Annotated in this window: 21 protein-coding genes and 1 tRNA gene; 11 read left to right on the forward strand and 11 right to left on the reverse strand. The window is 68.8% G+C overall.

What is annotated here, in order from left to right:
- Nucleotides 1-2: 2 nt before the first annotated feature.
- From ACFLIT_RS04630 to ACFLIT_RS04640, 3 genes are all read right to left on the reverse strand, one after another.
- Complete coding sequence (locus ACFLIT_RS04630) at nt 3-1,817, reverse strand: outer membrane protein assembly factor BamB family protein (RefSeq protein WP_479910026.1); 1,815 nt, start codon at nt 1,815-1,817, stop codon at nt 3-5.
- The gene (locus ACFLIT_RS04635) at nt 1,814-2,680 is read right to left on the reverse strand and encodes a c-type cytochrome (RefSeq protein ID WP_479910027.1); all 867 of its coding nucleotides are present in this window, start codon (nt 2,678-2,680) and stop codon (nt 1,814-1,816) included. Before ACFLIT_RS04635 ends, ACFLIT_RS04630 begins: the two co-directional genes overlap by 4 nt.
- Before the next feature lie 99 nt (nt 2,681-2,779).
- Nucleotides 2,780-4,066: an MFS transporter gene (locus tag ACFLIT_RS04640; RefSeq protein WP_479910028.1), complete on the reverse strand. Its 1,287-nt coding sequence runs from the start codon at nt 4,064-4,066 to the stop codon at nt 2,780-2,782.
- 104 nt (nt 4,067-4,170) lie between these two features.
- Between ACFLIT_RS04640 and ACFLIT_RS04645 the strand changes: the two genes are divergently transcribed.
- The 3 genes from ACFLIT_RS04645 to ACFLIT_RS04655 all read left to right on the forward strand — a co-directional run bounded on the left by ACFLIT_RS04645 (nt 4,171) and on the right by ACFLIT_RS04655 (nt 9,157).
- Nucleotides 4,171-4,255: transfer RNA gene (locus tag ACFLIT_RS04645), tRNA-Leu, on the forward strand.
- 161 nt (nt 4,256-4,416) lie between these two features.
- Complete coding sequence (locus ACFLIT_RS04650) at nt 4,417-5,526, forward strand: calcium-binding protein (protein WP_479910029.1); 1,110 nt, start codon at nt 4,417-4,419, stop codon at nt 5,524-5,526.
- A gap of 298 nt (nt 5,527-5,824) precedes the next feature.
- Nucleotides 5,825-9,157 carry a hypothetical protein gene (locus ACFLIT_RS04655; protein ID WP_479910030.1) on the forward strand — a complete coding sequence of 1,111 codons (3,333 nt, stop codon included), beginning with the start codon at nt 5,825-5,827 and terminating at the stop codon, nt 9,155-9,157.
- Between the two features lie 67 nt (nt 9,158-9,224).
- On the opposite strand, the gene ACFLIT_RS04660 is transcribed toward ACFLIT_RS04655, so the two are convergent.
- The 4 genes from ACFLIT_RS04660 to ACFLIT_RS04675 are packed head-to-tail and all read right to left on the reverse strand — an operon-like array spanning nt 9,225 to nt 15,226.
- Nucleotides 9,225-10,373 (reverse strand): hybrid sensor histidine kinase/response regulator, encoded by a 1,149-nt coding sequence (locus tag ACFLIT_RS04660; protein ID WP_479910031.1) that lies wholly within the window; start codon nt 10,371-10,373, stop codon nt 9,225-9,227.
- The gene (locus ACFLIT_RS04665; RefSeq protein WP_479910032.1) at nt 10,370-10,963 is read right to left on the reverse strand and encodes a chemotaxis protein CheB; all 594 of its coding nucleotides are present in this window, start codon (nt 10,961-10,963) and stop codon (nt 10,370-10,372) included. Before ACFLIT_RS04665 ends, ACFLIT_RS04660 begins: the two co-directional genes overlap by 4 nt.
- Entirely contained in the window at nt 10,960-11,787 is an 828-nt protein-coding gene (locus ACFLIT_RS04670) for a CheR family methyltransferase (protein ID WP_479910033.1), read from the reverse strand. Before ACFLIT_RS04670 ends, ACFLIT_RS04665 begins: the two co-directional genes overlap by 4 nt.
- 10 nt (nt 11,788-11,797) lie before the next feature.
- Nucleotides 11,798-15,226 (reverse strand): response regulator, encoded by a 3,429-nt coding sequence (locus ACFLIT_RS04675; protein WP_479910034.1) that lies wholly within the window; start codon nt 15,224-15,226, stop codon nt 11,798-11,800.
- A gap of 244 nt (nt 15,227-15,470) precedes the next feature.
- Between ACFLIT_RS04675 and ACFLIT_RS04680 the strand changes: the two genes are divergently transcribed.
- Genes ACFLIT_RS04680 through ACFLIT_RS04690 form a run of 3 tightly spaced genes read left to right on the forward strand, consistent with a single transcriptional unit; the run spans nt 15,471 to nt 18,252 of the window.
- Entirely contained in the window at nt 15,471-17,072 is a 1,602-nt protein-coding gene (locus ACFLIT_RS04680; RefSeq protein WP_479910035.1) for an inorganic phosphate transporter, read from the forward strand.
- Nucleotides 17,073-17,119: 47 nt separating this feature from the next.
- Nucleotides 17,120-17,746, forward strand: coding sequence for a hypothetical protein (locus ACFLIT_RS04685; protein ID WP_479910036.1), 627 nt, complete (start codon nt 17,120-17,122; stop codon nt 17,744-17,746).
- 53 nt (nt 17,747-17,799) lie between these two features.
- On the forward strand, nt 17,800-18,252 hold the full coding sequence (locus tag ACFLIT_RS04690) for a DUF4126 domain-containing protein (protein ID WP_479910037.1): 453 nt from the start codon (nt 17,800-17,802) through the stop codon (nt 18,250-18,252).
- On the opposite strand, the gene trhA is transcribed toward ACFLIT_RS04690, so the two are convergent.
- Together trhA and ACFLIT_RS04700 are read right to left on the reverse strand one after the other, a co-directional pair.
- A complete protein-coding gene (gene trhA, locus ACFLIT_RS04695; protein ID WP_479910038.1) occupies nt 18,249-18,908 on the reverse strand; it encodes a PAQR family membrane homeostasis protein TrhA in 660 nt (219 codons plus the stop codon). The two genes, ACFLIT_RS04690 and trhA, sit on opposite strands and share 4 nt — an antisense overlap.
- A gap of 67 nt (nt 18,909-18,975) precedes the next feature.
- Nucleotides 18,976-19,896, reverse strand: a complete 921-nt coding sequence (locus ACFLIT_RS04700; RefSeq protein ID WP_479910039.1) for a D-alanyl-D-alanine carboxypeptidase family protein — start codon at nt 19,894-19,896, stop codon at nt 18,976-18,978.
- 67 nt (nt 19,897-19,963) lie between these two features.
- Between ACFLIT_RS04700 and ACFLIT_RS04705 the strand changes: the two genes are divergently transcribed.
- Complete coding sequence (locus ACFLIT_RS04705; protein ID WP_479910040.1) at nt 19,964-20,623, forward strand: hypothetical protein; 660 nt, start codon at nt 19,964-19,966, stop codon at nt 20,621-20,623.
- On the opposite strand, the gene ACFLIT_RS04710 is transcribed toward ACFLIT_RS04705, so the two are convergent.
- Nucleotides 20,620-20,934: a glycine zipper 2TM domain-containing protein gene (locus ACFLIT_RS04710; RefSeq protein ID WP_479910041.1), complete on the reverse strand. Its 315-nt coding sequence runs from the start codon at nt 20,932-20,934 to the stop codon at nt 20,620-20,622. The two genes, ACFLIT_RS04705 and ACFLIT_RS04710, sit on opposite strands and share 4 nt — an antisense overlap.
- Before the next feature lie 94 nt (nt 20,935-21,028).
- Here ACFLIT_RS04710 and ACFLIT_RS04715 point away from each other — a divergent pair, with 94 nt between their 5' ends.
- Genes ACFLIT_RS04715 through ACFLIT_RS04725 form a run of 3 tightly spaced genes read left to right on the forward strand, consistent with a single transcriptional unit; the run spans nt 21,029 to nt 24,598 of the window.
- On the forward strand, nt 21,029-23,995 hold the full coding sequence (locus ACFLIT_RS04715) for an intermembrane phospholipid transport protein YdbH family protein (protein ID WP_479910042.1): 2,967 nt from the start codon (nt 21,029-21,031) through the stop codon (nt 23,993-23,995).
- A 36-nt stretch (nt 23,996-24,031) separates the two neighbouring features.
- Nucleotides 24,032-24,214, forward strand: a complete 183-nt coding sequence (locus ACFLIT_RS04720; RefSeq protein WP_479910043.1) for a YnbE family lipoprotein — start codon at nt 24,032-24,034, stop codon at nt 24,212-24,214.
- A 12-nt stretch (nt 24,215-24,226) separates the two neighbouring features.
- Nucleotides 24,227-24,598: a YdbL family probable chaperone protein gene (locus ACFLIT_RS04725; protein ID WP_479910044.1), complete on the forward strand. Its 372-nt coding sequence runs from the start codon at nt 24,227-24,229 to the stop codon at nt 24,596-24,598.
- Here the strand turns inward: ACFLIT_RS04725 and ACFLIT_RS04730 are convergent.
- Complete coding sequence (locus ACFLIT_RS04730; protein ID WP_479910045.1) at nt 24,562-24,738, reverse strand: hypothetical protein; 177 nt, start codon at nt 24,736-24,738, stop codon at nt 24,562-24,564. The genes ACFLIT_RS04725 and ACFLIT_RS04730 overlap by 37 nt on opposite strands.
- Here ACFLIT_RS04730 and ACFLIT_RS04735 point away from each other — a divergent pair.
- Nucleotides 24,727-25,404 (forward strand): TrmH family RNA methyltransferase, encoded by a 678-nt coding sequence (locus ACFLIT_RS04735; protein WP_479910046.1) that lies wholly within the window; start codon nt 24,727-24,729, stop codon nt 25,402-25,404. The two genes, ACFLIT_RS04730 and ACFLIT_RS04735, sit on opposite strands and share 12 nt — an antisense overlap.
- Nucleotides 25,405-25,641: the final 237 nt, after the last annotated feature.

Genomic DNA, 25,641 nt, shown 5'->3' on the forward strand with positions numbered 1-25,641 from the left:
TCTTACTTGCCGTCGAGGCTGAGGGCGATCAATCCGCCCGGCGCGGCGGCCAGGATGTACTGCTTGCCGTCGACCATGTAGCTGGACGGGGCGTTGTTGCCGCCGGCCGCCGCCGTGCTGTTCCACAGGGGCTTGCCGGTGGCGGCGTCGCGCGCCACCAGGCCGTCGGCCGCGAGGCCGAAATTGAACAGCAGGTTGCTGGCGGTGACCAGCAGGCCGCCGGCGCCGCCGGGACCGCCGCCCGCCGGGTTGACGCCCGGATACTGCATCGTCCAGGCGATCTTGCCGGTCTTGGGGTCCATCGCCTTGAGGTAGGTCCCGCCGCCCGCGACGGGGGACTCGGTCTTGCCGCCGAGGCCCATGCTGCCGCGCGGGTCCGCCTCGGTGGTGTAGTACATGGCGTAGGCCTCGTTGACCGGCATGTAGAAGAGGCCGGTTTTCGGGCTGTAGGCCGGCGGCGGCCAGTTGGTCGCGCCCGGATTCGGGGTCGACACCAGGGCGCCGTTGGGCAGGTTGTCCTTGGCCGGGATGCGGACCGGCTGGCCCTTGGCGTTGATCCCCGAGGCCCAGTTGGAGTTCAGGGCGAACTTCGAGGTCAGGAGGTGTTCGCCCGTCACCCGGTCGATGACGAAGAAGTAGCCGTTACGCGACGCCGTGATCATCACCTTGCGGGGCTTGCCCTTGAAGGTGATGTCGGTGAGCACCGGCGTCTGGGCGCTGTCCCAGTCGTGGGTCTCGTTCGGCGAGGTCTGGTAGGCCCACTTCATCTTGCCGGTGTCGACGTCGATGGCGATCTGGGCGGCCGTGTAGAGGGCGTCGCCGTCGCCGCGCGGGGCGGCGAAGTAGCCCGGCTTCGGCTCGCTGGTGCCGAAGATGTAGAGGTTGGTCTGCGGGTCGTAGGCGCCCGGCACCCAGGGCTGGCCGCCGCCGTGGCGGGCGTAGTCCAGGTTCTTCCAGCTATCCAGGCCCGGATCGCCCTCGTTCATCGGCACGGTGTAGAAGATCCACTGCCGCTCGCCGGTGACGGGGTCGAACGATTGCAGGCGGCCGGCCTGCTCGCCGTCGTTGCCGGTGCCGACGATGACGTGGTTCTTGATGACCACCGGGGCAGGGGTGGAGAAGAAGGTCTCCTCCAGCGGCGCGATTTCGACGTGCCAGCGCTCGCGGCCGGTCTTGGCGTTGAGCGAGACGAGGTAGTTGTCGGGCGTCTCGAAGTAGAGGTTGTCGCCCCACATCGCCATGCCGCGGTTGCCGATCTGGGTGCCGCCGCGGGTCTTCCAGTGGAAGTGCCACAGCACCTTGCCGGTGCGGGAGTCCAGCGCCCAGGCGTTGTTGACCGCCGAGACATAGAGGATGCCGTCGATCATCAGAGGCGAGCCGCCGATGCGGGCGCCCATGGTCGGCGGGGCGGCGACGCCGCGCGGATCGCCGCCGATGATGGTGTTGGGGTGGGCGCCGACCGGCAGGTTGATCGTCCAGGCCGTCTGCAGCCGGTCGATGTTGGCCGGGGTGATCTGGTCCAGCGGGCTGTAGCGGCGGCCGGTGTAGTCGCCGGAATAGGTCGGCCAGGCGCCGGCGTCCGGCGTCAGCAGACGCTGATGGGTGAGGCCGATGGTGGCGCCGCGAACGGTCGGCGGGCCGGGCAGGGCGGCGGCGCCGCCGATGCCCGAGGGCATGCCGAGACCCATCTGGTTGGCGGCGGCCTGGGCGGCCGCCTGCTCGGCGGTCATGGCGGGGGCGGCCGGCGGCTGGGCGACGGCGAGGGCCGGCAGGGCGAGGGCGATCGCGGTGGCGGCGAGTTTGATGATCTTGCTCATTTCAGGGTCGCCAGATAGCCGGTCACGTCGTGGATGTTGGTGTCGGTGATGGTGCTCAGCAGCTTCGAGTGACCGATCAGCGGGTAATTCATCTCGATACTGGCGGCGTCGCTGCGCTTGATCACCCGCTGGGCGCCGTTGGCGGTCAGGGTGATGGTGAACTCACTGGGCGTACCCACCGGGCCTTCGACCTTCGAGCCGTCCTTCAGGGTGACGACCGCGGTGGTGACCTTGGTGGTGCGCGGCGACAGCCAAGTCTGCTGCAGGGTCTTGGGATCGGTGACCCGCGTGGCGATGCCCGCCAGGTTGGTCGAGGGGCTGGCCGCGCCGGCGGCGACCGCGTGGCAGCTGGCGCAGTTGGCGGCGAAGTAGGCGCGGCCGCGCGCGGCGTCGCCCAGTTCGAACTTCGCGGGAACACCGATCTCGGCGCCGCCCTGACTCATGGGCGGGAAGCTCTTCAGGTAGTGGGTGATGTCGGCGGCGTCGGCGTCGCTCAGATTGAGGAACTGACCCTTGTGGCCGAGCAACTCGCGGACCACGACGCCGACCATCTTGCCGTTGCCGAGATCGTTCAGCTGGTAGGTGGAGCGGCGAAGGTTCGGGCCCTCGTCGCTGCCGCGTAGGTCGATGGCGTGGCAGCTGGCGCAGCTGGCGGCGAACAGCGTCTTGCCGCGCGCCACCTTGGCCGGATCGACCGGGAAGGCCGCATAGCCGCTGGGGACGCGGACGCCGCGCGCCTGCGGCGGCGCGGCCGCGCCTTGCGCGGCGGTGGCGGCTTCGTGGGCATTCTCCTGCGCCAGGAGCGGAGAGGCGATCCCGACCAGGACCATCCCGGCCAAGACAGCGCCGGCTACTTTCTTCATGTTTCCCCCCAAGGGCTTTGGGCCGCACAATGCCGCCAAACGCGAGCCACACAAGTCACAGAGTGAGAGTCGGTCGACTTTTTTGAGGCCATCCGAAGCTCAGAGCGGCGCGGGCGGGCGATGGCCGCCTTCCGGGTCGTCGGTCGGCTGGTCGAAGCTGCGAGCCAGTCGCAAGGCGGGGAACAGTCGAGCCCAGAGACCGGTGACGACAACCGCCCCGACGCCGCCGGCGACCACGGCGGCGACCGGCCCGATGGCCGCCGCCAGGAAGCCCGACTCGGCCTCGCCGAGTTCGTTCGACGCCGAGACGAACAGCGAGGAAACCGCGCCGACGCGGCCGCGCATCTCGTCCGGCGTGTAGATCTGCACCAGGGTCTGGCGGATGTAGACCGAGACCATGTCGGCCGCGCCGAGCACGGCCAGCACGGCGAGCGACAGCGGCATCCAGCGCGACAGGCCGAAGACGGCGGTGGCGACGCCGAAGATCGCCACCGAGATCAGCATCTTGGTCCCGACGTTGGTCTTCAGCGGCCGCCAGGCGAACCAGGCGGCGCTGGCCAGGGCGCCGACGGCCGGGGCGGCGCGCAGGTGGCCGAGGCCGGCGGGGCCGACATGCAGGATGTCCCGCGCGTAGATCGGCAGCATGGCGGTGGCGCCGCCGAGCAGGACGGCGAAGAGGTCGAGCGAGATCGCGCCCAGCACCAGGCGGTTGGCGATCACGTAATGAAAGCCCTCGGCCATCTGGCGAAGGGCGCCGCGCCTGGACATGGCCGAGCGCTTCAGCGGCCCGATCAGCAGCATGAAGGCCAGGGCCAGGCCATAGAGCAGGCCGCTGGCGGCGTAGGGGGCGTGAGGCGAGACGGCGTAGAGGTAACCGCCCAGGGCCGGACCGAGGATCGTGCCGATCCGCCCGGCGATAGCGCTGGCGGCGATGGCTTGGGGCAGAATCTCGGCGGGTACGAGGTTCGGCGCGAGGGCGTTCTGGGCCGGCTGGTAGAAGGCGCGGGCGACGCCGAGCACGGCCGAGACGGCGAACAGCGCCGGCAGGGACAGGGCGTGGGCGTAGGTGAGGCCGCCCAGCACCGCGCAACAGGCGAGGCTGAGGGCGACGCAGGCCCGGGAGATGAAACGGCGGTCGATGCGGTCGGCCGTCCAGCCCGTCACCGGCACGAGCAGGAACAGGGGCAGGAACTGCACGAGCCCGACGAGGCCGAGCTGCAGGGCGGCTTCCTTCGGCGCCATGGTGGCGCGGGCCAGATCGTAGACCTGCCAGCCGATGACGATGATCATGCCGGTCTGGGCCAGGGTCGTGCAGACGCGGGCCACGAAGAAGCCGAGATAGCTGGGATGGGTGAGAGGATGGCGCGTTCGCCCCGCCGACCTCAAAGCTGCACCCTCGTCCATCCGCGGGCCATAGCACGGCGGTCGAACGTACTGCGAATTGAAACCCTTCGCGGCGCGCGCTAGGAGCATCGGCGGTCACAGCCTGTGCGGGCGTGGTGAAACTGGTAGACGCGCCGGACTCAAAATCCGGTTCCGAAAGGAGTGTCGGTTCGACCCCGACCGCCCGCACCAAATTCCAAGACTTCAGTCGCCGATCGTATGCGGCGGGCGATGCCCGCGCCGCCATCGGCCAATCCGCCGATCATCGTTCGTTGCACACTGATCGGTGAATTGACTTCGCTCGCTCGGCCCCTAGGGTTCGGCCATCCAAAGTCATTCCCTGGAGCGGACGGATGGTGAACCCAATTGCTTGGATCGACGCCGAACGCGACCTGACCTACGCGGAGGCCCAGGCCCTGGCCGCCTCGCTGGGCGGACGGCTGCTGATCTTCGACTATGACCCGGCGGTCTTCACGACGCTGCGGGACTATATGAACAAGGAAGAGGACTCGGTCTGGCTCGACGCCTCGTCGACTCCGAGAATTCCGGAAGACACCGCCCGGCAGCTGCTGGTGGAATATCTGTCGCCGGCCCCGGTGCTGGGGCTGAGCGGCGACGACAGGTTCATGGGCGGCCCGTTCGCGGGGCGGGTGCTTCGCGCCGGAGACGGCAATGACAGCTACATGGGCGGCGACGGCGGCGGCACCATCGACATGGGCCGCGGCGACGACGAGGTGTTTCTCGCCACGGCCGGCGACGGCGTGCCCTGGGCCAACAACAGCCCGACGCCGGGCACGATCATCATCGATGGCGCGGGCCGGGATCGGATCGTCGCCGAGGGTGCGGTGATCAAGGCCAGCCTCGACGGCGACGCCGATATCTTCGAGTCGGCCGCCCGGGTGACCTATGCCGCCGCGACCACCAGCCTGACGATCGCCGACGGCCAAGTGAGCGGCGGCGGCGCCGGCGCCGACACGCTGGGCGAGCTGGTGTTCGAGGTGGTCGGGGGCTCGGGCGACGACACCATTTCCGGCCTGCTGCGCATTCAGGGCGGCAAGGGCGCCGACACCCTGACGGCCCTGGCCTACGCCTCCGGCGGCGACGGGAACGACACCCTGATCGCCGACAGCGACCAGAGGGTGAGGCTGCTGGGCGACAACGGCGACGATGAATTCATCATCCGCTCGACCGCCGAGGTGACCGGCGGCGCGGGCGTCGACACCTATGTGTTCGAGGCGGTCGCCAAGACCACGATCAACGACCTGCGGGCCGGCGAGAGCATCGATCTTTCGGCCCTGCTGGACGTGACCGTCTCCGAGGCCTTCAGCGGCGGATATCTGAAGCAGGCGCAGAAGAACGGCTACACGACGCTGTCGATCGACGTCGATGGCGGTGGAAACGGCTACGTCGAGCTCGCCAGCTTGAAGGGCGCCTACAACCTGGCCGACTACATCCTGATCTAGCGACTGCGTCTCAAGCAGGTCGAAGGCCGGGCTGGAACGCTGTGCGTTCCGGCCCGTAGAGCAATTCACGCTGTTGGCGGCGAGCCGATGAAGAATGACGCGGCGCCGACCTCGCCAGATTTTACGCCTGTGACGAGATCGCTCTTGTCGGCTTCCGCGTTAGTCAACTACCTCTTAACGTGAAGGTTGGGGCTGTTCGCGCGCCTCGGCTCGGGCCGAGCGACGCGATGACAGACTTTCGGTCATGAGAAACGAATACGCGCCCGCCTGGGGTGAGCGCGCCATTAGGGGTGCAGGAATGTCGACGCTGATCAGCCGCGTGGGAACGGAGTTTCTGGTCAATACGGAGACCGGGGCTAATCAGGGGTATCCGACCATCACCTCCCTGGCCTCGGGCGGATTCGTGGTCAGTTGGGCCGACCCCAGCGGCCAGGGCGGCGATATGAGCGCCTTTGGCATCAAGGCGCAAATCTTCGACGCCGAGGGCGTCAAGCTCGGCGACGAATTTCTAGTCAATACCCAGACGTCGAACTATCAAACTGAGCCGACGATCACCTCGCTGGCGTCGGGCGGATTTGTAGTCAGCTGGACCGACTATAGCGGCTACGGCGATGACGCCAGCAGCAAAGGGGTCAAGGCGCAGATCTTCACCGCCACAGGCGCCAAGGTCGGCGGCGAGTTCCTGGTCAACACCCAAACCGCGGATGCTCAGGAGCAGCCGGCGATCAGCTCGCTGGCCTCAGGCGGGTTTGTCGTCAGCTGGACGGACTACAATCGCCAGGGCGGAGATGGGAATATCTACGACATTAAAGCGCAAATGTTCACAAGCACGGGCGCAAAGATTGGCGGGGAATTTCTCGTCAATACATTAACTCTAAACAGCCAATATGCATCGACGATCGCCTCATTGAATTCCGGCGGGTTCGTCGTCAGTTGGGCTGACTCGGATGGCCGGGACTCGGAGATTAGGGCTCAGATCTTCGATGTATCGGGCGTTAAGATCGGTGGCGAATTCTTGGTCAATACAGTGATCGGAGGCTTTCAAGAGCAACCGACAATCACTTCGCTGCCTTCGGGCGGGTTCGTGGTCAGCTGGACCGACTATAGCGGCCAAGGCGGTGACACGAGCATTTCGGGGATCAAGGCGCAGATCTTCGACGCGGCTGGCGTGGAGGTGGGCGGCGAAATCCTCGTCAACACTCAGACCGCGAGTTTTCAAATTGAACCGGCGGTCACCGCGCTGGCCTCGGGCGAATTCGTGGTCAGCTGGATGGACCTCAGCGGCCAGGGCGGCGACGAGAGCGGCTTTGGCCTCAAGGCGCAGGTCTTCAGCGCCGAGGGCGTCAAGATCGGCGGCGAGTTCCTGGTCAACACTCAAACCTTCAGCGATCAAGGGGCGCCGACGATTACGTCGCTGGCCTCGGGCGGGTTTGTGGTCAGCTGGACCGATTGGAGCGCTCAGGACGGTGATGCGAGCCCCTCCGGGATCAAGGCGCAGATCTTCCAGGTGACCCATGTCGCGACCGAAGGCGACGACCGGGGAGCCGACGCGCTCTACGGCGCGGCGGCCGGCGAGATCATCGACGGCCTCGGCGGCCATGACCAGATCTTCGGCCTGGGCGGCAATGACACCCTGATCGGCGGACTCGGCGATGACGAGCTGGCCGGCGGCCTGGGCGCCGACGTGCTGAACGGCGGCGCAGGCAAAGACACGGCCGTCTACAGCGGGGCCTCGGCCGGCCTCCGCGCCGACCTGACGGCCCCGTCGAAGAACACCGGCGAGGCGGCGGGCGACACCTACAGCTCGATCGAGAACCTGCTGGGATCGGACTTCAACGACACCCTGGTCGGCAACAACTCGGCCAACATCCTGACCGGCGGGGCCGGTAACGACGGCCTGCAGGGCGGCGGCGACGCCGACACTCTGATCGGCGGCGACGGCGACGACTACCTGCAGGGCCAGGGCGGCAACGACAAGCTCGAAGGCGGCGCGGGCAATGACACGCTGGTGGGCGGCGCCGGCGGCAAGGACTGGTTCATCTTCAACGCCCCCCAATGGGGCGCCGACGTCATCACCGACTATGAGGCCAACGTCGACGAAATCGATCTGCGCGGCAGCGGCGCGACGATGGCGCAGCTGGGTATCTTTCAGAACGGCGCGGACGTTCTCCTCCTTAGCAGCAGCGTCGGCGGCGGCGGCGTCGGCGTGATCACCGTCCGCAACACCACGGTCGACCAGCTGATCATCCGGACCGATCCTCCCGCCACCTCGCTCAATATCGGCCTGTCCGCCAACAGCATTGCGGAGAACAGCGCTGCGAGCACGGTGATCGGCGCGCTGTCGACCACCACCACGGGGTCGAACACCAACTTCACCTACCAGCTGGTCGACGATGCCGACGGCCGCTTCGTGATCCAGGACGATCAGCTGGTGGCGACCGGGACCGGCCTCAACTTCGAGGCGGCCACGGCGCACAACGTGCAGATCAAGGTGACGGACGGCCTCGGGGCGACCAACACCTGGACCTTCATCATCCACGTCTCCGACGTCAACGAGGCGCCGACGGCGGTGGCGCTGTCGAATACGCTCGCGAGCCTGGCGGAGAACAGCAACGTCGCCGGCGGGGTGAAGGTGGCCGATATCGCGGTGTCCGACGACGCCTTGGGGACCAATGCCCTCGGCCTGACCGGCGCCGACGCGTCGGCGTTCGAAATCCGCACGGAGGCCGGCGGCGCCAAGGCGCTCTACTACATCGGCGCTTCGCCGGACTTCGAGACCAAGGCGTCCTACGCGGTGACGGTGAAGGTCGACGACGCCGGCGTCGGCGGGGCGCCCGACGCCCAGGACAGCTACGTGCTGACCATCACCGATGTGGTCGAGACCCCGCCGACGGGCGGAGCGACCGAGGGCGACGACCGTGGCGCGACCGCGCTTTATGGCACGGCGGCTGGTGAAACCATCGACGGCCTCGGCGGCCATGACCAGATCTTCGGCCTGGGCGGCAATGACACCCTGATCGGCGGACTCGGCGATGACGAACTGGCCGGCGGCCTCGGCGCCGACGTGCTGAACGGCGGCGCGGGCAAGGACACGGCCGTCTATAGCGGAGCCACGGCCGGCCTCCGCGCCGACCTGACGGCCCCGTCGAAGAACACCGGCGAGGCGGCGGGCGACACCTACAGTTCGATCGAGAACCTGCTGGGATCGGACTTCAACGACACCCTGGTCGGCAACAACTCGGCCAACATCCTGACCGGCGGGAAGGGCAACGACAGCCTGCAGGCCGGTGGCGACGCCGACATCCTGTTCGGCGGTGAAGGCGCCGACAACCTCCAAGGCCAGGGCGGCAACGACCGCCTCGACGGCGGGGTCGGCAATGACACTCTTGTCGGCGGGGCCGGAGGTCGTGACTGGTTCATCTTCGCCGGCCCCGATTGGGGCGCCGACACCATCACGGACTTCGAGGACAACGTCGATCTGCTCGATCTGAGAGGCAACGGTCTCACCTTCGCCGAGCTGCATATGCAGCAAAGCGGCGGTAACGTCCTGCTCACCGCGGGAACGCACGGGACCATCCTCATCCTCGACGAACAGGTCGCGAACCTGACGAGTTCGGATTTCCTGTTCTGACCTGAGCCCTTTCGCCGACCGCGCGGAAGGCGGCTCCTGGTCAGGGCCGCTTTCCGCCGAACCCGCCCTATTCCTCGCCGCCCAACACTGGCAGGCGCACCGTAAACACGCTCCCCAGGTCCGGCCCTGGGCTGCTGAGCGCGATGCCGCCGCCGTGGAGTTCGACGAGTTGGCGGACCAGGGCCAGGCCGATGCCGAGGCCTTCCTGGGCGCGGAGGCTGTCGCTGTGGGCCTGGGCGAAGAGTTCGAAGATCTTGGCCTGCATGTCCTGCGGCACGCCGACGCCGTTGTCGGCCACGGCGATCTCGGCGGCGTCGTTCGCGAGGTGGGCCGAGAGGCGGATCTGGCCGCCGGCCGGGGTATATTTGGCGGCGTTGTTGAGCAGGTTGCTGATCACCTGGGTGAGGCGCGTCGGGTCGGCGTCCAGCCAGACCGGCTCGTCCAGGATGGCGGTGGTCAGGGTGTGGCGGCCGGCGTCGATCTGCGGGCGACTGGCCTCGATCGCGAGCTCCAGCACCGTCTGAAGGGTGATCCGCTCCCGGCGCAGCGAAATCTTGCCCTGGTCGATGCGCGAGATGTCGAGCAGGTCCTCGACCAGGCGGGCGAGGTGAGCGACCTGACGGTCCATCTGGCCGCGAATCTGGCGGGCGGCGTCCGGGTCGCTGCGCCGCTCCAGCAGCTTCAGTCCGCCGCCGAGCGCCATCACCGGGTTGCGCAGTTCGTGGCCGAGCACGGCGAGGAACTGGTTCTTGTTGCGGTCGGCCACCTGCAGGGCGTTGGCGTAGGCCTCCAGGGCGTCGCGCTGGGCGGTGATCTGCTGGCGCTGCTGGTAGAGGTCGAAGAAGACATTGACCTTGCTGCGCAGGATGTCGGCCTCGATCGGCTTCTGGATGAAGTCGACGGCCCCGGCCTCATAGCCTCGAAAGCGGCGTTGCAGGCTGGCCGCGCCGGCGGTGAGGAAGATGATCGGGATGTGCCGCGAGCGTTCTGCGCCACGCATGAACTCCGCGAGCTGGAAACCGTCCATCCCCGGCATCTGCACGTCGAGCAGGGCCAGCGCCACGTCGTGGACCAGCAGCAGCTCCAGCGCCTCCTCGCCCGAGCGCGCCTTCAGGCAGACGAGCCCCTCGCGCTTGAGCAGGGCCTCCAGGGCCAGAAGGTTCTCCGCCAGGTCGTCGACCAGCAGGACATGAATGGGAGCCCGGGCGTCGATCATGCGGCGTCCAGGCTCAGGAGATAGTCGCGAACGCCGTCGAGGCTCATGGCGCGGGCGGTGGGCGAGGCGCGCAGGGCCGCGTCGGGCATGGTGGGGACGAAGGCGCCGGCCGGGTCCTCGACGATGGCCACGCCGCCGGCGTCGCCGACGGCCTTGAGGCCGGCCGCGCCGTCGTCGTTGGCGCCGGTCAGGACGATGCCCACGAGGCCCTCCCCGAAGGCGTCGGCGGCGCTTTCCAGCAGCACGTCGATGGAAGGACGCGAGAGGTTCACGGGCTCGTCCAGAGAGAGTGACAGGGCGCCATCCGCCTCAACCAGAAGGTGATAGTCCGATGGCGCGAAATAGACCACCGCCGGGGCGAGACGTTCCTTATCCTCGGCCTCCTTCACGGCGACGCGGCATTTGCCCTGGAACAGGGGCACGAGGGCGTTCTCGCGATCGGGCGGCACATGCACGACGATCAGCACGGGCAGGGGAAAGGCAGCCGGCAGGGCCGGAAGGATATGCAGCAGGGCCTGGACGGCCCCCGCCGAGGCGCCGATGGCGACGGCCTTGAGGGCGGGGGTATCGAGGGCGGGGACCTCGGTCATGCCGCCTCGCGCCTCTGGAAGATCTTCTCGGTGGGAACGAAGGGCGCGAACGACGCAGCGTGCTTGGTGAAACGCAGGCTTTCCTTGGAGCCGAGCCCGAGGAAACCCTGGCGGGCCAGGCTGTCGCGGAACAGGCCGATGGCGCGGTCCTGCAAGGCCCGGTCGAAATAGATCAGCACGTTGCGGCACGAGATCAGGTGCATCTCGGCGAACACCGCGTCGGTGACGAGGCTGTGGTCGGAGAAGACGGTGCGGGCGCGCAGGCTCTTGTCGAACACCGCCCGGCCATAGTCGGCGACATAGTAGTCCGAGAGCGAGGTCTTGCCGCCGGACTTCTGGTGGTTCTCGGTGAACTTGCGGACCTGGTCGAGCGGATAGACGCCGGCCTCGGCGGCGCGCAGCGCGGCCGGATTGATGTCGGTGGCGTAGAACAGGGTGCGCTGGTCGAGCCCTTCCTCGCGGAACAGGATCGACAGGGAGTAGAGCTCCTCGCCGTTGCTGCAGCCGGCGATCCAGACCTTGAGAGACGGATAGGTGCGCAGGTGCGGCAGAACGCTCTCGCGCAGGGCTTTGAAGTAGGATGGATCGCGGAACATCTCGCTGACCTGCACGGTCAGGAAGTTGAGCAGGCGGGGCAGGGTCGCGGAGTCGTGCAGCAGCGCCTCCTGCAGGGCCGACACGGTCGGGAAGCCGAGCTGCTGGCGCGCCTGTATCAGCCTGCGCTTCACCGACGCCCGAGCGTAGTGGCGGAAGTCGTAGTGGTAGCGCTGGAAGAGCGCTTCCAGCAGCAGCTGGATTTCGATGTCTTCGACGACGTCGCGCACTGGATCCGACCTACCGAGGCATCCAGACGCGAACGAGGGACAGCAATTTGTCCACGTCGATCGGCTTAGCCATGTAGTCGTTGGCGCCGGCCTCCAGGCAGCGCTCCTGATCGTCGGGCATGGCCTTGGCGGTGAGCATTACGATGGGCAGCTTCGACCACCGCGGCTCCTCGCGGATCTGGCGGGTGGCGGTGAGACCGTCCATCACCGGCATCATCACGTCCATGAGCACGAGGTTGATCTCGCGGCTCGGGTCGGCGGCCGAGGCCTTCAGCGCCTCGATGGCCTCCTGGCCATTGCGGGCGATCTGCACGACGGCGCCGCGCGGCTCCAGCACGCTGGTCAGGGAGTAGACGTTGCGCACGTCGTCCTCGACCACGAGGATGCGGCGGCCTTCCAGCACGGCGTCGCGGTTGCGGGCCTTCTGGATCATCCTCTGCTGCTCGGGCGGCAGGTCGGCGACGACCTGGTGCAGGAAGAGGGAGACCTCGTCGAGCAGGCGCTCGGGCGACTTGGCGCCCTTGATGATGATCGAGTTGGAGTAGCGGCGCAGACGCTGCTCGTCGTCGGGCGAGAGGTCGCGGCCGGTGTAGACGATCACCGGGGGGAAACCGTGGTCGCCCTCGCTGAGCGTCTCCAGCAGGGAGAAGCCGGAGGCGTCGGGCAGGGACAGATCCAGCACCATGCAGTCGAAGGTTTCGCGCTGGAGCGCCTCGAGGCATTCGGCGGCGGCGCCGACGGCGACGGTCTCCACATCGGAGGAGGCGAGCAGCTTGCTGAGGGCCTCGCGCTGCACGGCGTCGTCCTCGACGATCAGCACGCGGCGCACCCGGGTGGTGAGCTTGTCTTCCAGGGTCTTCAGCACCTCGGCCAGGGCGTCGCGCTGCAACGGCTTGACCAGGTAGCCGACGGCGCCGAGCGACAGGGCGGTCTGGGCGTGATCCGCGCCGGATACGACGTGGATCGGAATGTGGCGGGTGGCGTCGTCCCGCTTCAGGCGGTCGAGCACCGTCAGGCCTGACTGGTCGGGCAGACCGACGTCGAGGACGATGGCGCTCGGCTTGAAGCTCTGGACGAGGCTGAGGGCTTCTTCCGCCGTGCCCGCCACGATGCACTGGAAGCCCATCTCGTGGGACAGGTCGCGGACGATGCCGGCGAACTTGTCGTCATCTTCGACGACCAGAAGCAGGCGCCGCGCGTCGTTGAGGACGTCACGGTCGTCGTCTAGCTTGGCGGGAGCCGGCGCCCGGCGACGGGGCGTCGCGGCCGGAGCGACTTCCGCGAGCGGTTCGGCGCGGAGCGCGTCCGGCGTGTCGCGGGCGGCGACGAGGGCGGGGTCGTAGGCCGTGGGGATCGTGACGGTGAAGGTGCTGCCTTCGCCCGGGCGGCTCTCCAGGTCGATGGTTCCGCCGAGCAGGCGGGCCAGCTCGCGGGAGATCGAAAGGCCGAGGCCGGTGCCGCCGTAGCGGCGGCTGATGGTGCCGTCGGCCTGGCGGAAGGCTTCGAAGACGCCTTCCTGCTGTTCCTTGGAAATGCCGATGCCCGTGTCGCTGACCGCCAGCGACAGCCGGTCGTCGCCGGCGCGGGCGACGGCCAGGCGCACGCGGCCGCTCTCGGTGAACTTGAAGGCGTTGGCCAGCAGGTTCTTGAGCACCTGCTCCAGACGCAGGCGATCGGTGTCGATGGACGGCGGGCAGTCGTCGGCGATCGCGATCTCGAAGGCCAGGCCGCGCTGGTCGGCGATCGGCTGGAACAGCTGGCGCAGATCGCCGGCGAGGCGTTGCAGCGGCATGGCCTCCGGCTGGATTTTCAGGTGACCCGCCTCGATCTTCGACAGGTCGAGCACATCGTTGATCAGGGTGAGGAGATCGTTGCCCGACGACTGGATGGTCTGGGCGTACTTGACCTGCTCCTCGGAGAGGTTGCCCTCGGGGTTGTCGCCGAGCAGCTTGGAGAGGATTAGCAGCGAGTTGAGCGGCGTGCGCAGCTCGTGGCTCATGTTGGCCAGGAAGTCGGACTTGTACTGGCTGGCCTGTTCGAGTTCGCGATGCTTCAGCTGCACGGCGGCGGCGGTGCGCTCCAGATCGTCGCGCTGGGTTTCCAGGGTCTGGGCCTGCTCCTCCAGCTGGCTGTTGGTCTGCTCCAGCTCGATCTGCTGCTGCTCCAGGCGGACCTGGGATTCCTTCAGCGCCTTGCCCTGTTCCTCCAGCTCCTCGTTGGAGACGCGCAGTTCCTCGCTCTGAACCTGCAGCTCCTCGGACTGACGCTGAGTCTCCTCCAGCATCTCCTGCAGCTGCGAGCGGTAGCGGGCCGACCGCAGGCCGATTCCGATCGCTTCGGCGGTCTCGTCCAGCAGCTCGACGACCTGCTCGTTCACCGGGTGCAGGAAGCCCAGCTCGATCACGGCGTTGACCACGCCGTCGGCGTCGGCCGGAGCAATGACCAGATGGCGCGGCTTGGCCTGACCGAAGGCCGAGCCGACGGTCAGATAGTCGTCCGGCACATCGCGGACGATCGTCGCCCGACCGCTGGCGGCGACCTGGCCGAGGAGGCCTTCCTTCAGCTGGAAACGCTCGGCGATGGGCGCGTCAGCGGGCACGCCAAGGGTCGCGGCGCGCCGGAAATACCCGCTTTCGCCCTTGAATATCACGCCGGCCTGAAACCCGAGGTGGCGAGACAGGAAGTCGAGAATGGACTCGGCGAGCTGCTCGACCGACTTTTCGCCCACCATGGCTTCGGCGAGACCCATCTTGCCGGTCTGGAGCCACTGCTGGCGCGCGCGAGCGATGGCGTTGCGGCGCAGAAGGGTGAACACGGACAAGGTCAGGACGATGCCGATGATCGCGGAAACGATTCCGCCCGCCGTCGCTGTGCCGTAAGCAATGTTGAGATCGCGCAGGCGCTGCTGGCGCCGATTCAGCTCCTCCTCGCGCATGACGCCCACGCCAGCGCGGATCGCGTCCATCGCGACCTTGCCGCGGTCGCTGGCGATAAGCGGAAGCGCAGCCGCGGCGCCGTCGCGCTCGGCGACCTCGATGGTTTCCCGGAGCTCGGCAAGCTTGGCGTCCACATGGCGGCGCATCTGGGCGAGGTTGGCCTGCTGGATGGGGTTGTCACGCGTCAGCGCGGCGACGGCGTCAAAGCTCGATGCCGTCGCCGAAATGGCGTCGTTGTAGGGCTCGAGGTATCGCTCGTCGTGGGTGAGGAGGTAGCCGCGCTGGCCGGTCTCGGCGTCCTTTACCGTCGCAAGCAGGTTGTTGAGCGCCATCAACACTTCATGGGTGTGGACGATGGCGTCGTTGTTTTGCCGCAGGGACTGGACGTTGCGGTAGGCGACGGCGCCGGTGATCGCAAAGAACAGCAGGGCGACGATGAGCCCTACCGTGCTCCAAAGGCCGCCCGAGCGAAGGATTTGGGCGGCGCGCGAGGTCGACGTCATGGCGTACTCGACGAAAAGGGGATCGCGGTTGCGTACGGCCCGGCAGTAGGCATAGCAAGCTTCGCCGTGACAAGTTGCCGCAGGAGAAAAGGTTCCCCGGAAAATGAAACGTCGTCGCGGTCCTGGCCCGACACGCCTTTTCCGGTCGTGAGCCGTGGAAGCTCGCCTATCAGGGCCAGTGTCATCCCACTGTCATATAACTCGCTATTTTGCGCGCCGACCGGGGAGCTTAGAGGGGCGCGCCATGACAGACACCGTGATGCAGGCGCCGCAGACGCGCGCGGACCTCGACAAGGGCCTGGGTTTGGCGGGAAGCGTCGGCATGGGGGCCGCCATCCTGGCGGCCTTGGCCTATGTGGGCTTCAGCGTGATCGCCGACGCCTCGGCTTCGGGCACCGACCCCCTCACGTTCGTCCCCTTCATTCTGCTGTTCATCGCCCTGCTGATCGCGCTGGGCTTCGAGTTCGTGAACGGCTTCCACGACACCGCCAACGCCGTGGCGACGGTGATCTACACCAACTCCCTGCCGGCCAACGTGGCCGTGGTGTGGTCCGGCTTCTTCAACTTCCTGGGCGTGCTGCTGTCCACCGGGGTGGTGGCCTTCGGCATCATCTCGCTGCTGCCCGTCGAGCTGATCCTGCAGGTCGGCTCCGGAGCCGGCTACGCCATGGTCTTCGCCCTGCTGCTGGCGGCCATCATCTGGAACCTGGCGACGTGGTGGCTGGGCATCCCGGCTTCGAGCTCTCACACACTGATCGGATCGATCATCGGCGTGGGCGTGGCCAACGCCATCATGCACGGCCGCGGCGGCACCGCCGGCGTCGACTGGACCAAGGCCACGGAGATCGGGCGGGCGCTGCTGATTTCGCCGCTGGTCGGCTTCGGCGTCGCCGCCCTGCTGTTCCTGTCGCTCAAGGTGCTGGTCCGCAACAAGGCGCTTTATGAGGAGCCGAAACCCGGCGTGACGCCGCCATGGTGGATCCGCGGCCTGCTGATCTTCACCTGCACCGGCGTCTCCTTCGCTCACGGTTCGAACGACGGTCAGAAGGGCATGGGCCTGATCATGCTGATCCTGATCGGGGTGGTGCCGACCGCCTACGCCCTGAACCGCGCCGTGCCGGCGGCCTATACATCCGAGTTCGCCGCGCGCTCGACCGAGGCCGGCCGCATCCTGGCGCTGCGCCCCGCCGACGCGCCGCCGCCGGTCGATTTCCGCGCCCCGGTGACCCGCTACATCGCCGAAAAGACCCTGGCCCCCGACACCGCCCCGGCGGTCGCCGCCCTGGTGTCCGAGATCAACGCCCAGGTGCAGGGCTACGGCTCGCTGGCCAAGGTGCCCGCCGCCCAGGTCCGCAACGTGCGCAACGACATGTACCTGGCCTCCGAAGGCGTGAAGCGCCTTTCGAAGGAAGAGTCCCTGGCGCTCAACCCGACCGAAATGAAAGCGCTCGACGCCTATCGCGCCTCGCTGGACAAGGGCACGCGCTTCATCCCGACGTGGGTGAAGGTGGCGGTGGCCTTTGCGCTCGGCCTCGGCACCATGATCGGGTGGAAGAGGATCGTGATCACCGTCGGCGAAAAGATCGGCAAGTCGCACATGACCTATGCCCAGGGCGCCTCGGCGGAACTGGTGGCGATGGGCACCATCTTCGCGGCCGACCACCTCGGCCTGCCGGTGTCGACGACCCACGTGCTGTCTTCGGGCGTGGCGGGGACCATGGCAGCCAACAAATCGGGCCTGCAGTGGAACACCCTGCGCAACCTGGCGATCGCCTGGGTGCTGACCCTGCCGGTGTCGATGATGCTGTCGGGCGGCCTCTACGTGCTGTTCTCGAAAATCTTCTGATCCCGGCCCCGCGCAACCTGATGACGGGTTCGTGCGCTGAAGCTTGAATGGACCTTCGCGCCGAATTCATCCGACGGCGGGACCAGGCCGCGCGCCTGTTCCGCGAGCATGTCGCGCCGCGACCGATCTTGGCGGGCGGCATGGCGGCCGCGCTGGTCGGCGTGGTCGCCGGCTCCGGCCTGACGACGAACCTCGTCTGGGAGCCGACGCCGCAGCGCGCGGCGGTGATCAAGCCGGCCCCGCCGCCGGCGCCCGTGCCCCTGATGGTCGACGCCAACGGCCGCACGCCGGACTATGTGCGCGGCACCGATCACGTGCGCGGAACGCCGGACGCGGAGTCGGTGGTGAGGGTGACCGGCCCGCCGACGCCGACCTTCCAGGAGCGGCAGGACATCGCCGATGCGGGCGAGCGCCGTTGGTGGGCGCCCTGGAGCTGGGGCCGCGAAAGGGAGGAAGATATCCGCCAGGCGCAGGCCGAGCGGCTGGCCGACGCCCGCGAGGCGGCCTACGAGGCGCGGATGGCCGCGCGCGAGCGAGCGCTTAGTCGCTACGAGGAGCGCATGGCCGAATACGAACGCGACATGGAGCGCTACGACCGCTACGGCCGCCGCAGCTATGAGCCCGAGCCGGAAGCCATGGGCGAGCCGGCGCCGCGCCGTCCGGTCTGGTGGTAGGACCGAAATCTCGTCCGGCGAGTTGAGGATCCGACCACGCGAAAGGACCTCACATGCTTCGCTCCTTGCTCATCGGCCTGGTGGCCGGCGCACGCTCGATGACGCCCCTGGCCGCGGTGGCGCTGGCCAATCAGTCCGGTCGGCTCCGGAGGGACGGCGGCGCTCCAGGCTTCCTGGACAGCAAGGCGTTCACGGTCGGGGCGGCGGCGATGGCTGTCGGCGAGCTGCTTGGCGACAAGATGAAGTCGGCGCCGGACCGGATCGTCGCGCCAGGGATCGCCGCCCGGCTGGTGACCGGCGCCATCGCCGGCGCGGCGGTGGCGCCGGAACGCCAGCGTGTTCCGGCCATGCTGATCGGCGCGGCGGCGGCGGTGGCCGCCTCCTACGCGACCTTTAACCTGCGCATGCGGGCTTTGCGCCGGTACGGTCAGACGGCGTCGGGGCTGGTGGAGGATGCGATCGCGGTGGGCGCCGCCGTGGCGGTCGTGGGCGTCAACCGGCGTTAGCCGTGGGCGCCGGCCAGAACCACGCCGACCAGCACGGCGGCGTATTGTAGGCCCGCGCCGGCGACGACGTGGCCGTGCCAGATGGCGCGGCGGAAGCGCAGGCGTTTCATCATGTAGAAGACCGCCCCGGCCGAGTAGACGAGGCCGCCGATGGCCAGCAGCAGCATGGCCACCCAGTGGACGCCCTGCAGCATGGGCTGGATGGCGACCACAACCGCCCAGCCGAGCACGAGATAGAGGACGACCCAGAACCCCCGGCCCAGGCCCGGCAGGAACAGCTTGCCGAAGACGCCCAGCAGCGAGGCACCCCAGACCGTCGTCGTCATGGCGATGGACCAGGCGCCGGTGAGGCTCTGGGTCGTGAACGGCGTGTAGGAGCCGGCGATCATCAGGAAGATGCCGGCGTGATCGAAGCGGCGCAGCAACGGCCGCCATCGCGGCTTGCCGAAGTTGTAGGCCGTCGACAGGCCGAGCATGGCCACCAGGCCGGCGGCGTAGATCGAGACGGCGGCGACCATCTCCAGCGAGCCGCGAGATACGGCGACGCCGAGCAGCATCCCACCGCCGAACAGGGCCAGCACCAGGCCGGAGATATGCACCACGAGGTCGGCGCACTTGGCGGCGGGCGTCGGGTAATGGCGCGGCGGATAGGTCATGGCGGCACCCTAAGCGCGTCCCGCCGCGCGGTGAAAGCCACGTTTTGTTTCCGAGCCGGGCCTGCCGCTATTGCTCTGCGGCCCACTCCCAGTGCCAGGGCTCGAAGGCGTAGTTGACGAAGCCGTAGCGCGGGGCGTTGCGAACCAGCCAGCGATAGAGCGGCGTCTTCGACATCCACAGGCGGTTGGCGTCCTCGGTGGAGTCCGGACGGGCGCCGGGCGCGTGGCCGAGGTTGAGGTCGAGGGCGGTCCCGGTGCGGTGGGCCGAGCAGACGGCGCGGGCGGGGCCGCCGCAGCCGCCGTCGCGCGCGCAACGCTCGGCGTCGGCGGCCGGGTCGCGGAAGGCCGAGAAGATGGTCAGCAGGGCGGGATCGGCGGCGACCCCGGCGGCGCGGGCGTCGGCGACCATCAGGCGATAGGCGGCGAGGGCGCCGGGGTGGGCGAGGGCCGGCTTGCCGCCGTAGAGTTCGGCGGGGGCGGCGGCCTGCAGCGCCGCCGGGTCGGGCGCGGGCGGACAGCCCTCGCGGGCGGCGCGCTGGAAGGGACGCTGCAGGTCCCAGGCGATGCGCATCCGCTCGAAGGTCTCGGGCGTCAGGCGGCCGTCGGCGGGCAGGCGGTGATCGGCCTGATAACGCGACAAAGCCTCGGCGAAGCCGGCGCTCTCGAAAGGGCAATCCGAGCCAATTTCGGCGGCGATGCGGGGCGCGTAGGTTCGCCAGCCGGTCTCCGAACGACTCCGAAACGGCGCCCAGGCGAGGGTGTCGATTTCCGCCGCATTGGCCGCCGCCGGTCCGGCGAAGGCGGCCGGGGCGCAGTCGCTGATGGGGGCTGCCGCGGGGGAGGTCGTCGGAGACGGGGGCTGGATCGCCGGCGCGGCCGTGGGCGTATCACGCTGGGCCAGGCTCCAGCCGATGACGGCCGCGAGCAGCAGGACGGCGATCAGGGCGATGCGGCCGAGGTAGAGTTTCAGGCGCGGCTTTGTTTCCATCCCACCTTCAACGCGGACATCCGGCGAGACGGTTCATCGCGGCCATGTTCGCCGCTAAGCTTGGCGGATGATCCGCCGCCTCGCCCTCGCTGCCTTGTTCGTCGCCTCGGCGGCCGCCGCCCAGACGCCCGAGGCGCCGGCCGAGCGTCAGTCCGACCGTGGGGCGATGCAGAAGCAGGACACCTTCCGAGACGCCGCGATGGCGCCGCTGGAAGACCTGAATCTGAAGCAACTGGCGATCCCCGACGTATTGGTCCGCGCCGTGGCCGACCCCTACGACATGGCCGGATTGCAGCGCTGCGAGGCGATCGCCGGTGAGATCGGCAGGCTGGACGCGGCCCTGGGGCCGGACCTCGACGAGGCGCCGCCGCCGGACAAGCGCACGCGAATGCAGAAGGTGGGTTCGGCGGTGAAGGGGGCCGGGGTCTCGGCGGTGCGGACCGAAACGCAGGACGCGCTGCCGTTTCGCGGCTGGGTGCGCCGACTGACCGGCGCCGCGCGGCACGATCGGGCGGTGGCCGAGGCGATCAAATCCGGCGGCATCCGCCGCGGCTATCTGAAAGGCGTCGGCATGCAGAAGAACTGCGCCCCGCCGGCGGCGCCGAGCTGGTTCGAACCGGTGAAGGCGCAGCCCGTCAAGGCCGCCGCGCCGGAGCGTGGGGCCACGGGGTTCATGGGGATGCTGATCCGCTTCTTCGCGTGGCTGCGGTCGCTCTTGCCCTTCTAGCGGCGGCGGACCTCGCGATAGACGTAGCGGCAGTTCTTCTTGGCGTTTTTCTTGGCGATCTGGTGGCCCGCCACGGCGCCGACGCCGGCGCCGAGCAGCGAGCCTTCCGTCTTGGCGCCGTTGCCGGACACGACGTTGCCGAGACCCGCGCCGACGAGGGCGCCGACTACCGTGCCCTTGTTGGCCGAGGCGCGGACGTTGCTGTCGCAGACCAGCACCCGACGGCGCGCGGCCTCGGCGTTCTGCGGGACGGCGATCACGCCGGTGGCGACGATGGACAGGGCTGTAAGGGCGGTTATGGCGAGTTTCATCGGATGACTCCGTCGTTCATTCCGGCATGTAACGTTCGCCAACTCCGAGCGTTGCCGCTTCACCATCGCCGCATTCAGGGCCTAAGACCGACTCGTGAGCGCCGCGCCGTCCTCTTCCGAACCGAAAGCCCCCCGCCGGTCGCGCATCGGCTGGCGGCTTGCGCTGGCCCTCGCCCTGCTGGCGCTGCTGGTCCTGACCGCCATCGCGGCGGTGAGCCTCTATCTGGCGCGCCGGACCCTGGGCCGCGACGCGGTGGTCGGCTGGCTCCGCGAGCGCGGCGTCGAGGCGGTGATCGAGGTCGAGCAACTGGAGTCGGACGGCTTCATCGGCAAGATTCGCATCGGCCCCGAAGCTGACCCTGAGATCACGGTCGACCGCGCCGAGGTGCGCTACCGCCTGCTGGGGTTCTGGAACGGCCAGCCGCTGGGGGTCGAGGTGGCCGAGGTGCGGCTGGTGCGGCCGGTGGCGCGGGCCAGCTGGACGCAGGGCAAGTTCAGCATCGGCTCACTGGATCGGGTGCTCGAGGAATTCCGCCGCGCCCCGCCGCGCCCGGACGCGCGCCAGCCGACGATCCGCGTCGAAGGCGGGCGGCTGGTGCTCAGCACCGACTACGGGCGGGCCGACGTCACCGCCGAGGGGCTGCTCGACAACGGCAAGCTGATGCGGCTGAACGCCCAGCTGCAGCCGGCGACATTCCGCATCGACGAGGTGCGGGCCGACGTGAAGGGGGTGCAGCTCGCCCTGGTGACCCGCGGCGATCGGGTGGCGATTTCGGCGGAGGGCGACGTCAACGCCGTCTCCATGCGGGACGTGGCGGCCGAGGTCGCGCACCTGCGGCTGATCGGCGAGGGGCCATACCCCGACCTGCAACGCCGACGCGGCGACGGGGCCGTGAAGTTGACGCTGCAAGCCACGGCCGACCGGGTTAAGGCGAGCGGCGCGCAGGCGCAGGAGGCGGCGGTCGAGGCGGTCTACGGAGGCGCGATATCCGGCTGGATCGACAGCCTGGCGGCGTCGGGCGTGCTGAAGACGACGGTGCGCACGGCGGGCCTTCGCTACGAAGATTTCCGGCTGACCCGAACCAACGCCGCGGCCGAGGGGCCGGCCGGCTTCACCGTCAAGGACGGGGTGCGGATGCGCCTGGCGGGCGAGGCGGCGGCGCAGGGGGCCTGGATCGGCCTGGGCGCGCCGCTGGAGGCGGACGATCCTACGATCCTGGCGGCCAAGCGATTGCTCGGTCGGTTCGATTTCAAGGCGCCGGCCGTGCAATTGGCGCTGGAACCCGACCTTTCCCTGCGCCTGACCCAGCCGGCGCGCCTGACAGGCCCGGGCGGCGGCCTGGCGACGATCTCGCCGCGCGGCGGTTCGGCGCTGTTCGCCGGCGACGGCGGGGCGTTCAACCTGGCGCTGCGCGACGGCGGCCTGCCGACGGTGGAGGCCGGCGTGCCGCGTTACACCGTCGCGCCAGACGGCGCGGTGGCGGCGAGCGTCTCAAGCCTCGCGGCCAAGGGCTCGCTCGGGCCGCTGATCGACGCCGACCTGAAGACCAGCGGCCGTTTCTCGCTGCGGAACGAGGTGATTTCCTTCGTCGCCGACAGCTGCTCGCCGGTGACGGTCGCCCGGCTGGAGCTGGGCGAGAACGACGTCGACACGGTCTCGGGCGAGCTCTGCCCGACAAAAGATCCGATCCTGACGCTGAGCGACGGCGCCTGGCGGGTGCGCGCCCGGGCCGAGAAGATGGCGGTCAATGCGCCGTTCCTGGAGGCGAAGATCGCCGAGGGCGCCGGGGCGTTCGACATGGCCGGCAAGGATCTCGACCTGAAGGCCGATGCGACGATCGACAAGGCCGAGGTGACCGACGTGGCGGCGATCACGCGGTTCAACCCGGTGCTGATCTCCGGGACGGCCGTCTCACGAGCCGGCGACTGGACGGCGGACCTCGCCGCCACCGACCCACAGGGCCGCGCGCTGGGGACGGGGCGCCTGGTGCAGACCCTGGCGACCAAATCCGGGACGATGACCTTCGACACGGGCCGGCTGACTTTTGAGCAGGGCGGGCTGCAGCCGGCCGCCCTGTCGCCGATGGCGGCGCCGATCGCTTCGCCGGTGACCGGGCAGGCCCGGTTCCAGGGGAAGGTCGGCTGGGTCGAGGGCTCGGAGGAGATCACCGGCGGCGGGACGCTGGACCTGACCGATATCGGCTTCAAGAGCCCGGCGGGCGCGCTCAGCGGCGCCAACGGCCGCATCGAGTTCACCAGTCTCGCGCCGGCGCTGGTGACGGCGCCGGACCAGAAGCTGACCGTGGCCAAGGTGCAGTCGATCGTGCCGCTGACCAACGTCTCGGCGGCGGTCAGCCTTAACGCCACGAGCGTGAAGCTGGCCGGCGCGCAGCTCGATATCGCGGAGGGCCGTTTGCGGCTCGACCCGGTCACCGTGCCGCTGGACGGCTCGGCCTGGGAAGGCAAGCTGCATGTCGAGAGCGTGCAGTTGTCGGACCTGATCGAGGCCTCGCCCTTCGCCGACCGGGTGGAGGTCGACGCCAAGGTCAGCGGCGACGTGCCGTTCACCATCACGCCCGAAGGCCTGCGCATCGCCGACGGGAAGCTGGCCGCCGACCAACCCGGACGGATTTCGATTCTCCGTGAGGCGTTGACCGAGGTCGCCTCGAGCGGCGGAGCCGCCGCCGTCACCGAAGGGCCGACCGCCGAGGCGCCGCCGGTGGCGGCGACCCCCGCGCCGCCGCCGAACACGGTCGCCGATTTCGCCTATCAGGCCATGGAGAACCTGGCCTTCGACCACATGGATGTGACGCTCAACTCCCTGCCGGGCGGGCGTTTGGGTGGGCTGTTCCACATCACGGGGCGGCACGATCCGCCGACCCGCCAGACCATCCGCCTGTCGCTGATCGACCTGATCACCCGCAAGTTTCTGCAGCGCGAGTTGCCCTTGCCTTCGGGCACCGAGGTCAATCTGACGCTGGACAGTTCGGTGAACCTGGACGACGTGTTGCGCGACGTCCTGTCGACGGCGCAAACCGGTTCAGCTTCCGTTCAGCCGTAGCCGCCGACCATCAGGGCCACACGAGGATCTTTCGCGATGACCAAGACCGCCGCAACAACCACCGCAATCGCCGGCCTCGCCGCCCTGACCGCCGCCTGCGCCACGGTGAAGGTGGAAGTGGCGCCGATCAACATCTATGCGAAGCTGGACGCCGACGTGCGCGTGCGCCTTGATCAGGACGTCAAGTCGCTGATCCAGCAGAACCCGAACCTGTTCTAAGGGGGACCAGAGATGCTCCGTCGTACTTTCCTGACCGCGGCCGCCGCCGCCTCGCTCGCCCTGAGCGCCGGCGCCTTCACCGCCCCGGCCATGGCCCAGACCGCCGCCACCAAGGCCCTCGTCGACGCCGCCAAGGCGGCCGGCACGGTGGGCGAACAATCGGACGGCATGCTCGGCTTCGTGGCCGGCGGCGGCGACGCCGCCCTGCGCGCCGCGGTGGCCGAGATCAACGCCGGCCGCGCCGCCGTCTATCGCGAGGCCGCCGCCAAGAGCGGCGCCAGCCCCGAAGCCGCCGGCGCCTCGGCCTTCACCACCGTGATCCAGGGCCGCCTGAAGGCCGGCGAGTATTACAAGAACGCCTCCGGCGCCTGGGTGCGCAAATAAGCTCTGAGGTTCTGGCCCGGGTCATCCCGATCGATGATCCGGCCGATCCGCGGGTCGCCGCCTTCCGCGACATCAAGGAACGCGACCTGATCGGCCGCGAGCGCCGGTTCATCGCCGAGGGCCAGGTGGTGCTCGGCCATCTGCTGCGCGCCAAGCGTCACCGGCCGGCGGCGCTGCTGATCGCGGCTCACCGCGTCGAGCGCCTCACGGAACTGATCGCCGAGGCGCCGCCGGAGACGCCGGTCTATGCGGCCGGCCAGGCGGTGATCGACGCCATCGCCGGCTTCCATCTGCATCGCGGCATTCTCGGCCTCGGCGAAACGCCGAGCGACCGAAGCGCCGACGAATTGCTGGCCGGCCTGCCGAAACAGGCGCTGGTCGTCGCCGCCAGCGGCATCGGCAATCATGACAACATCGGTGGCCTGTTCCGCAACGCCGCCGCCTTCGGCGCCGACGCCGTGATCCTCGACGAGACCTGTTGCGATCCCCTGTATCGCAAGGCGTTGCGGGTGGCGGTGGGGGCGAGCCTGGTGGTCCCCTATGCAAGGGCCGCCGACCCGGCCTCAGCCCTGCAAGCCGCGGGTTTCACGGTCTTCGCCCTGTCGCCCGGCGGCGCGATCACTCTGTCCGAGGCGCGGCCCGGCCCGCGCACGGCGATCCTGCTCGGAGCCGAGGGGCCGGGACTGGCGCCCGAGGTGCTGGCCCGCACAACCACGGTGCGCATTCCGATGCAGTCGGGATTCGACAGCCTGAACGTCGCCACGACCAGCGGGGTGGCGCTGCATCATTTCAGCCAGTATCGCTGATATTTGAATATCGCGCGTGAACGCGGTTAGAAACGCGAGGTTCCATCTCGCGTGATATGACGTCTCTGTGAGATGTTGTGACGCCGGATGGGTAGACTCTGGCGAGCTAACGTCCTAAATTTTCCGCGAGCTGTGGGGCTGTGATCGAACTTCTTTCGGCACGGTGCGCTCAACATCATCCCCTGTGGCGTGACCCGGGGGCGCAATACTGATGTTTGGTTGTTGGCCCGTCGCCAG

It is taken from the genome of Caulobacter sp. HJHS_5 (genome assembly GCF_056683955.1).

What these genes read in the sequence shown, in the direction of transcription:
- ACFLIT_RS04680 (WP_479910035.1), top strand. Translation starts at nt 15,471, where the DNA reads ATGACAGACACCGTGATGCAGGCGCCGCAGACGCGCGCGGACCTCGAC.
- ACFLIT_RS04700 (WP_479910039.1), bottom strand. Translation starts at nt 19,896, where the DNA reads ATGGAAACAAAGCCGCGCCTGAAACTCTACCTCGGCCGCATCGCCCTG.
- ACFLIT_RS04685 (WP_479910036.1), top strand. Translation starts at nt 17,120, where the DNA reads ATGGACCTTCGCGCCGAATTCATCCGACGGCGGGACCAGGCCGCGCGC.
- ACFLIT_RS04725 (WP_479910044.1), top strand. Translation starts at nt 24,227, where the DNA reads ATGCTCCGTCGTACTTTCCTGACCGCGGCCGCCGCCGCCTCGCTCGCC.
- ACFLIT_RS04705 (WP_479910040.1), top strand. Translation starts at nt 19,964, where the DNA reads ATGATCCGCCGCCTCGCCCTCGCTGCCTTGTTCGTCGCCTCGGCGGCC.
- ACFLIT_RS04720 (WP_479910043.1), top strand. Translation starts at nt 24,032, where the DNA reads ATGACCAAGACCGCCGCAACAACCACCGCAATCGCCGGCCTCGCCGCC.
- ACFLIT_RS04710 (WP_479910041.1), bottom strand. Translation starts at nt 20,934, where the DNA reads ATGAAACTCGCCATAACCGCCCTTACAGCCCTGTCCATCGTCGCCACC.
- ACFLIT_RS04650 (WP_479910029.1), top strand. Translation starts at nt 4,417, where the DNA reads ATGGTGAACCCAATTGCTTGGATCGACGCCGAACGCGACCTGACCTAC.
- ACFLIT_RS04635 (WP_479910027.1), bottom strand. Translation starts at nt 2,680, where the DNA reads ATGAAGAAAGTAGCCGGCGCTGTCTTGGCCGGGATGGTCCTGGTCGGG.
- ACFLIT_RS04655 (WP_479910030.1), top strand. Translation starts at nt 5,825, where the DNA reads ATGTCGACGCTGATCAGCCGCGTGGGAACGGAGTTTCTGGTCAATACG.
- trhA (WP_479910038.1), bottom strand. Translation starts at nt 18,908, where the DNA reads ATGACCTATCCGCCGCGCCATTACCCGACGCCCGCCGCCAAGTGCGCC.
- ACFLIT_RS04690 (WP_479910037.1), top strand. Translation starts at nt 17,800, where the DNA reads ATGCTTCGCTCCTTGCTCATCGGCCTGGTGGCCGGCGCACGCTCGATG.
- ACFLIT_RS04665 (WP_479910032.1), bottom strand. Translation starts at nt 10,963, where the DNA reads ATGACCGAGGTCCCCGCCCTCGATACCCCCGCCCTCAAGGCCGTCGCC.
- ACFLIT_RS04730 (WP_479910045.1), bottom strand. Translation starts at nt 24,738, where the DNA reads ATGGCCGAGCACCACCTGGCCCTCGGCGATGAACCGGCGCTCGCGGCC.
- ACFLIT_RS04630 (WP_479910026.1), bottom strand. Translation starts at nt 1,817, where the DNA reads ATGAGCAAGATCATCAAACTCGCCGCCACCGCGATCGCCCTCGCCCTG.
- ACFLIT_RS04675 (WP_479910034.1), bottom strand. Translation starts at nt 15,226, where the DNA reads ATGACGTCGACCTCGCGCGCCGCCCAAATCCTTCGCTCGGGCGGCCTT.
- ACFLIT_RS04660 (WP_479910031.1), bottom strand. Translation starts at nt 10,373, where the DNA reads ATGATCGACGCCCGGGCTCCCATTCATGTCCTGCTGGTCGACGACCTG.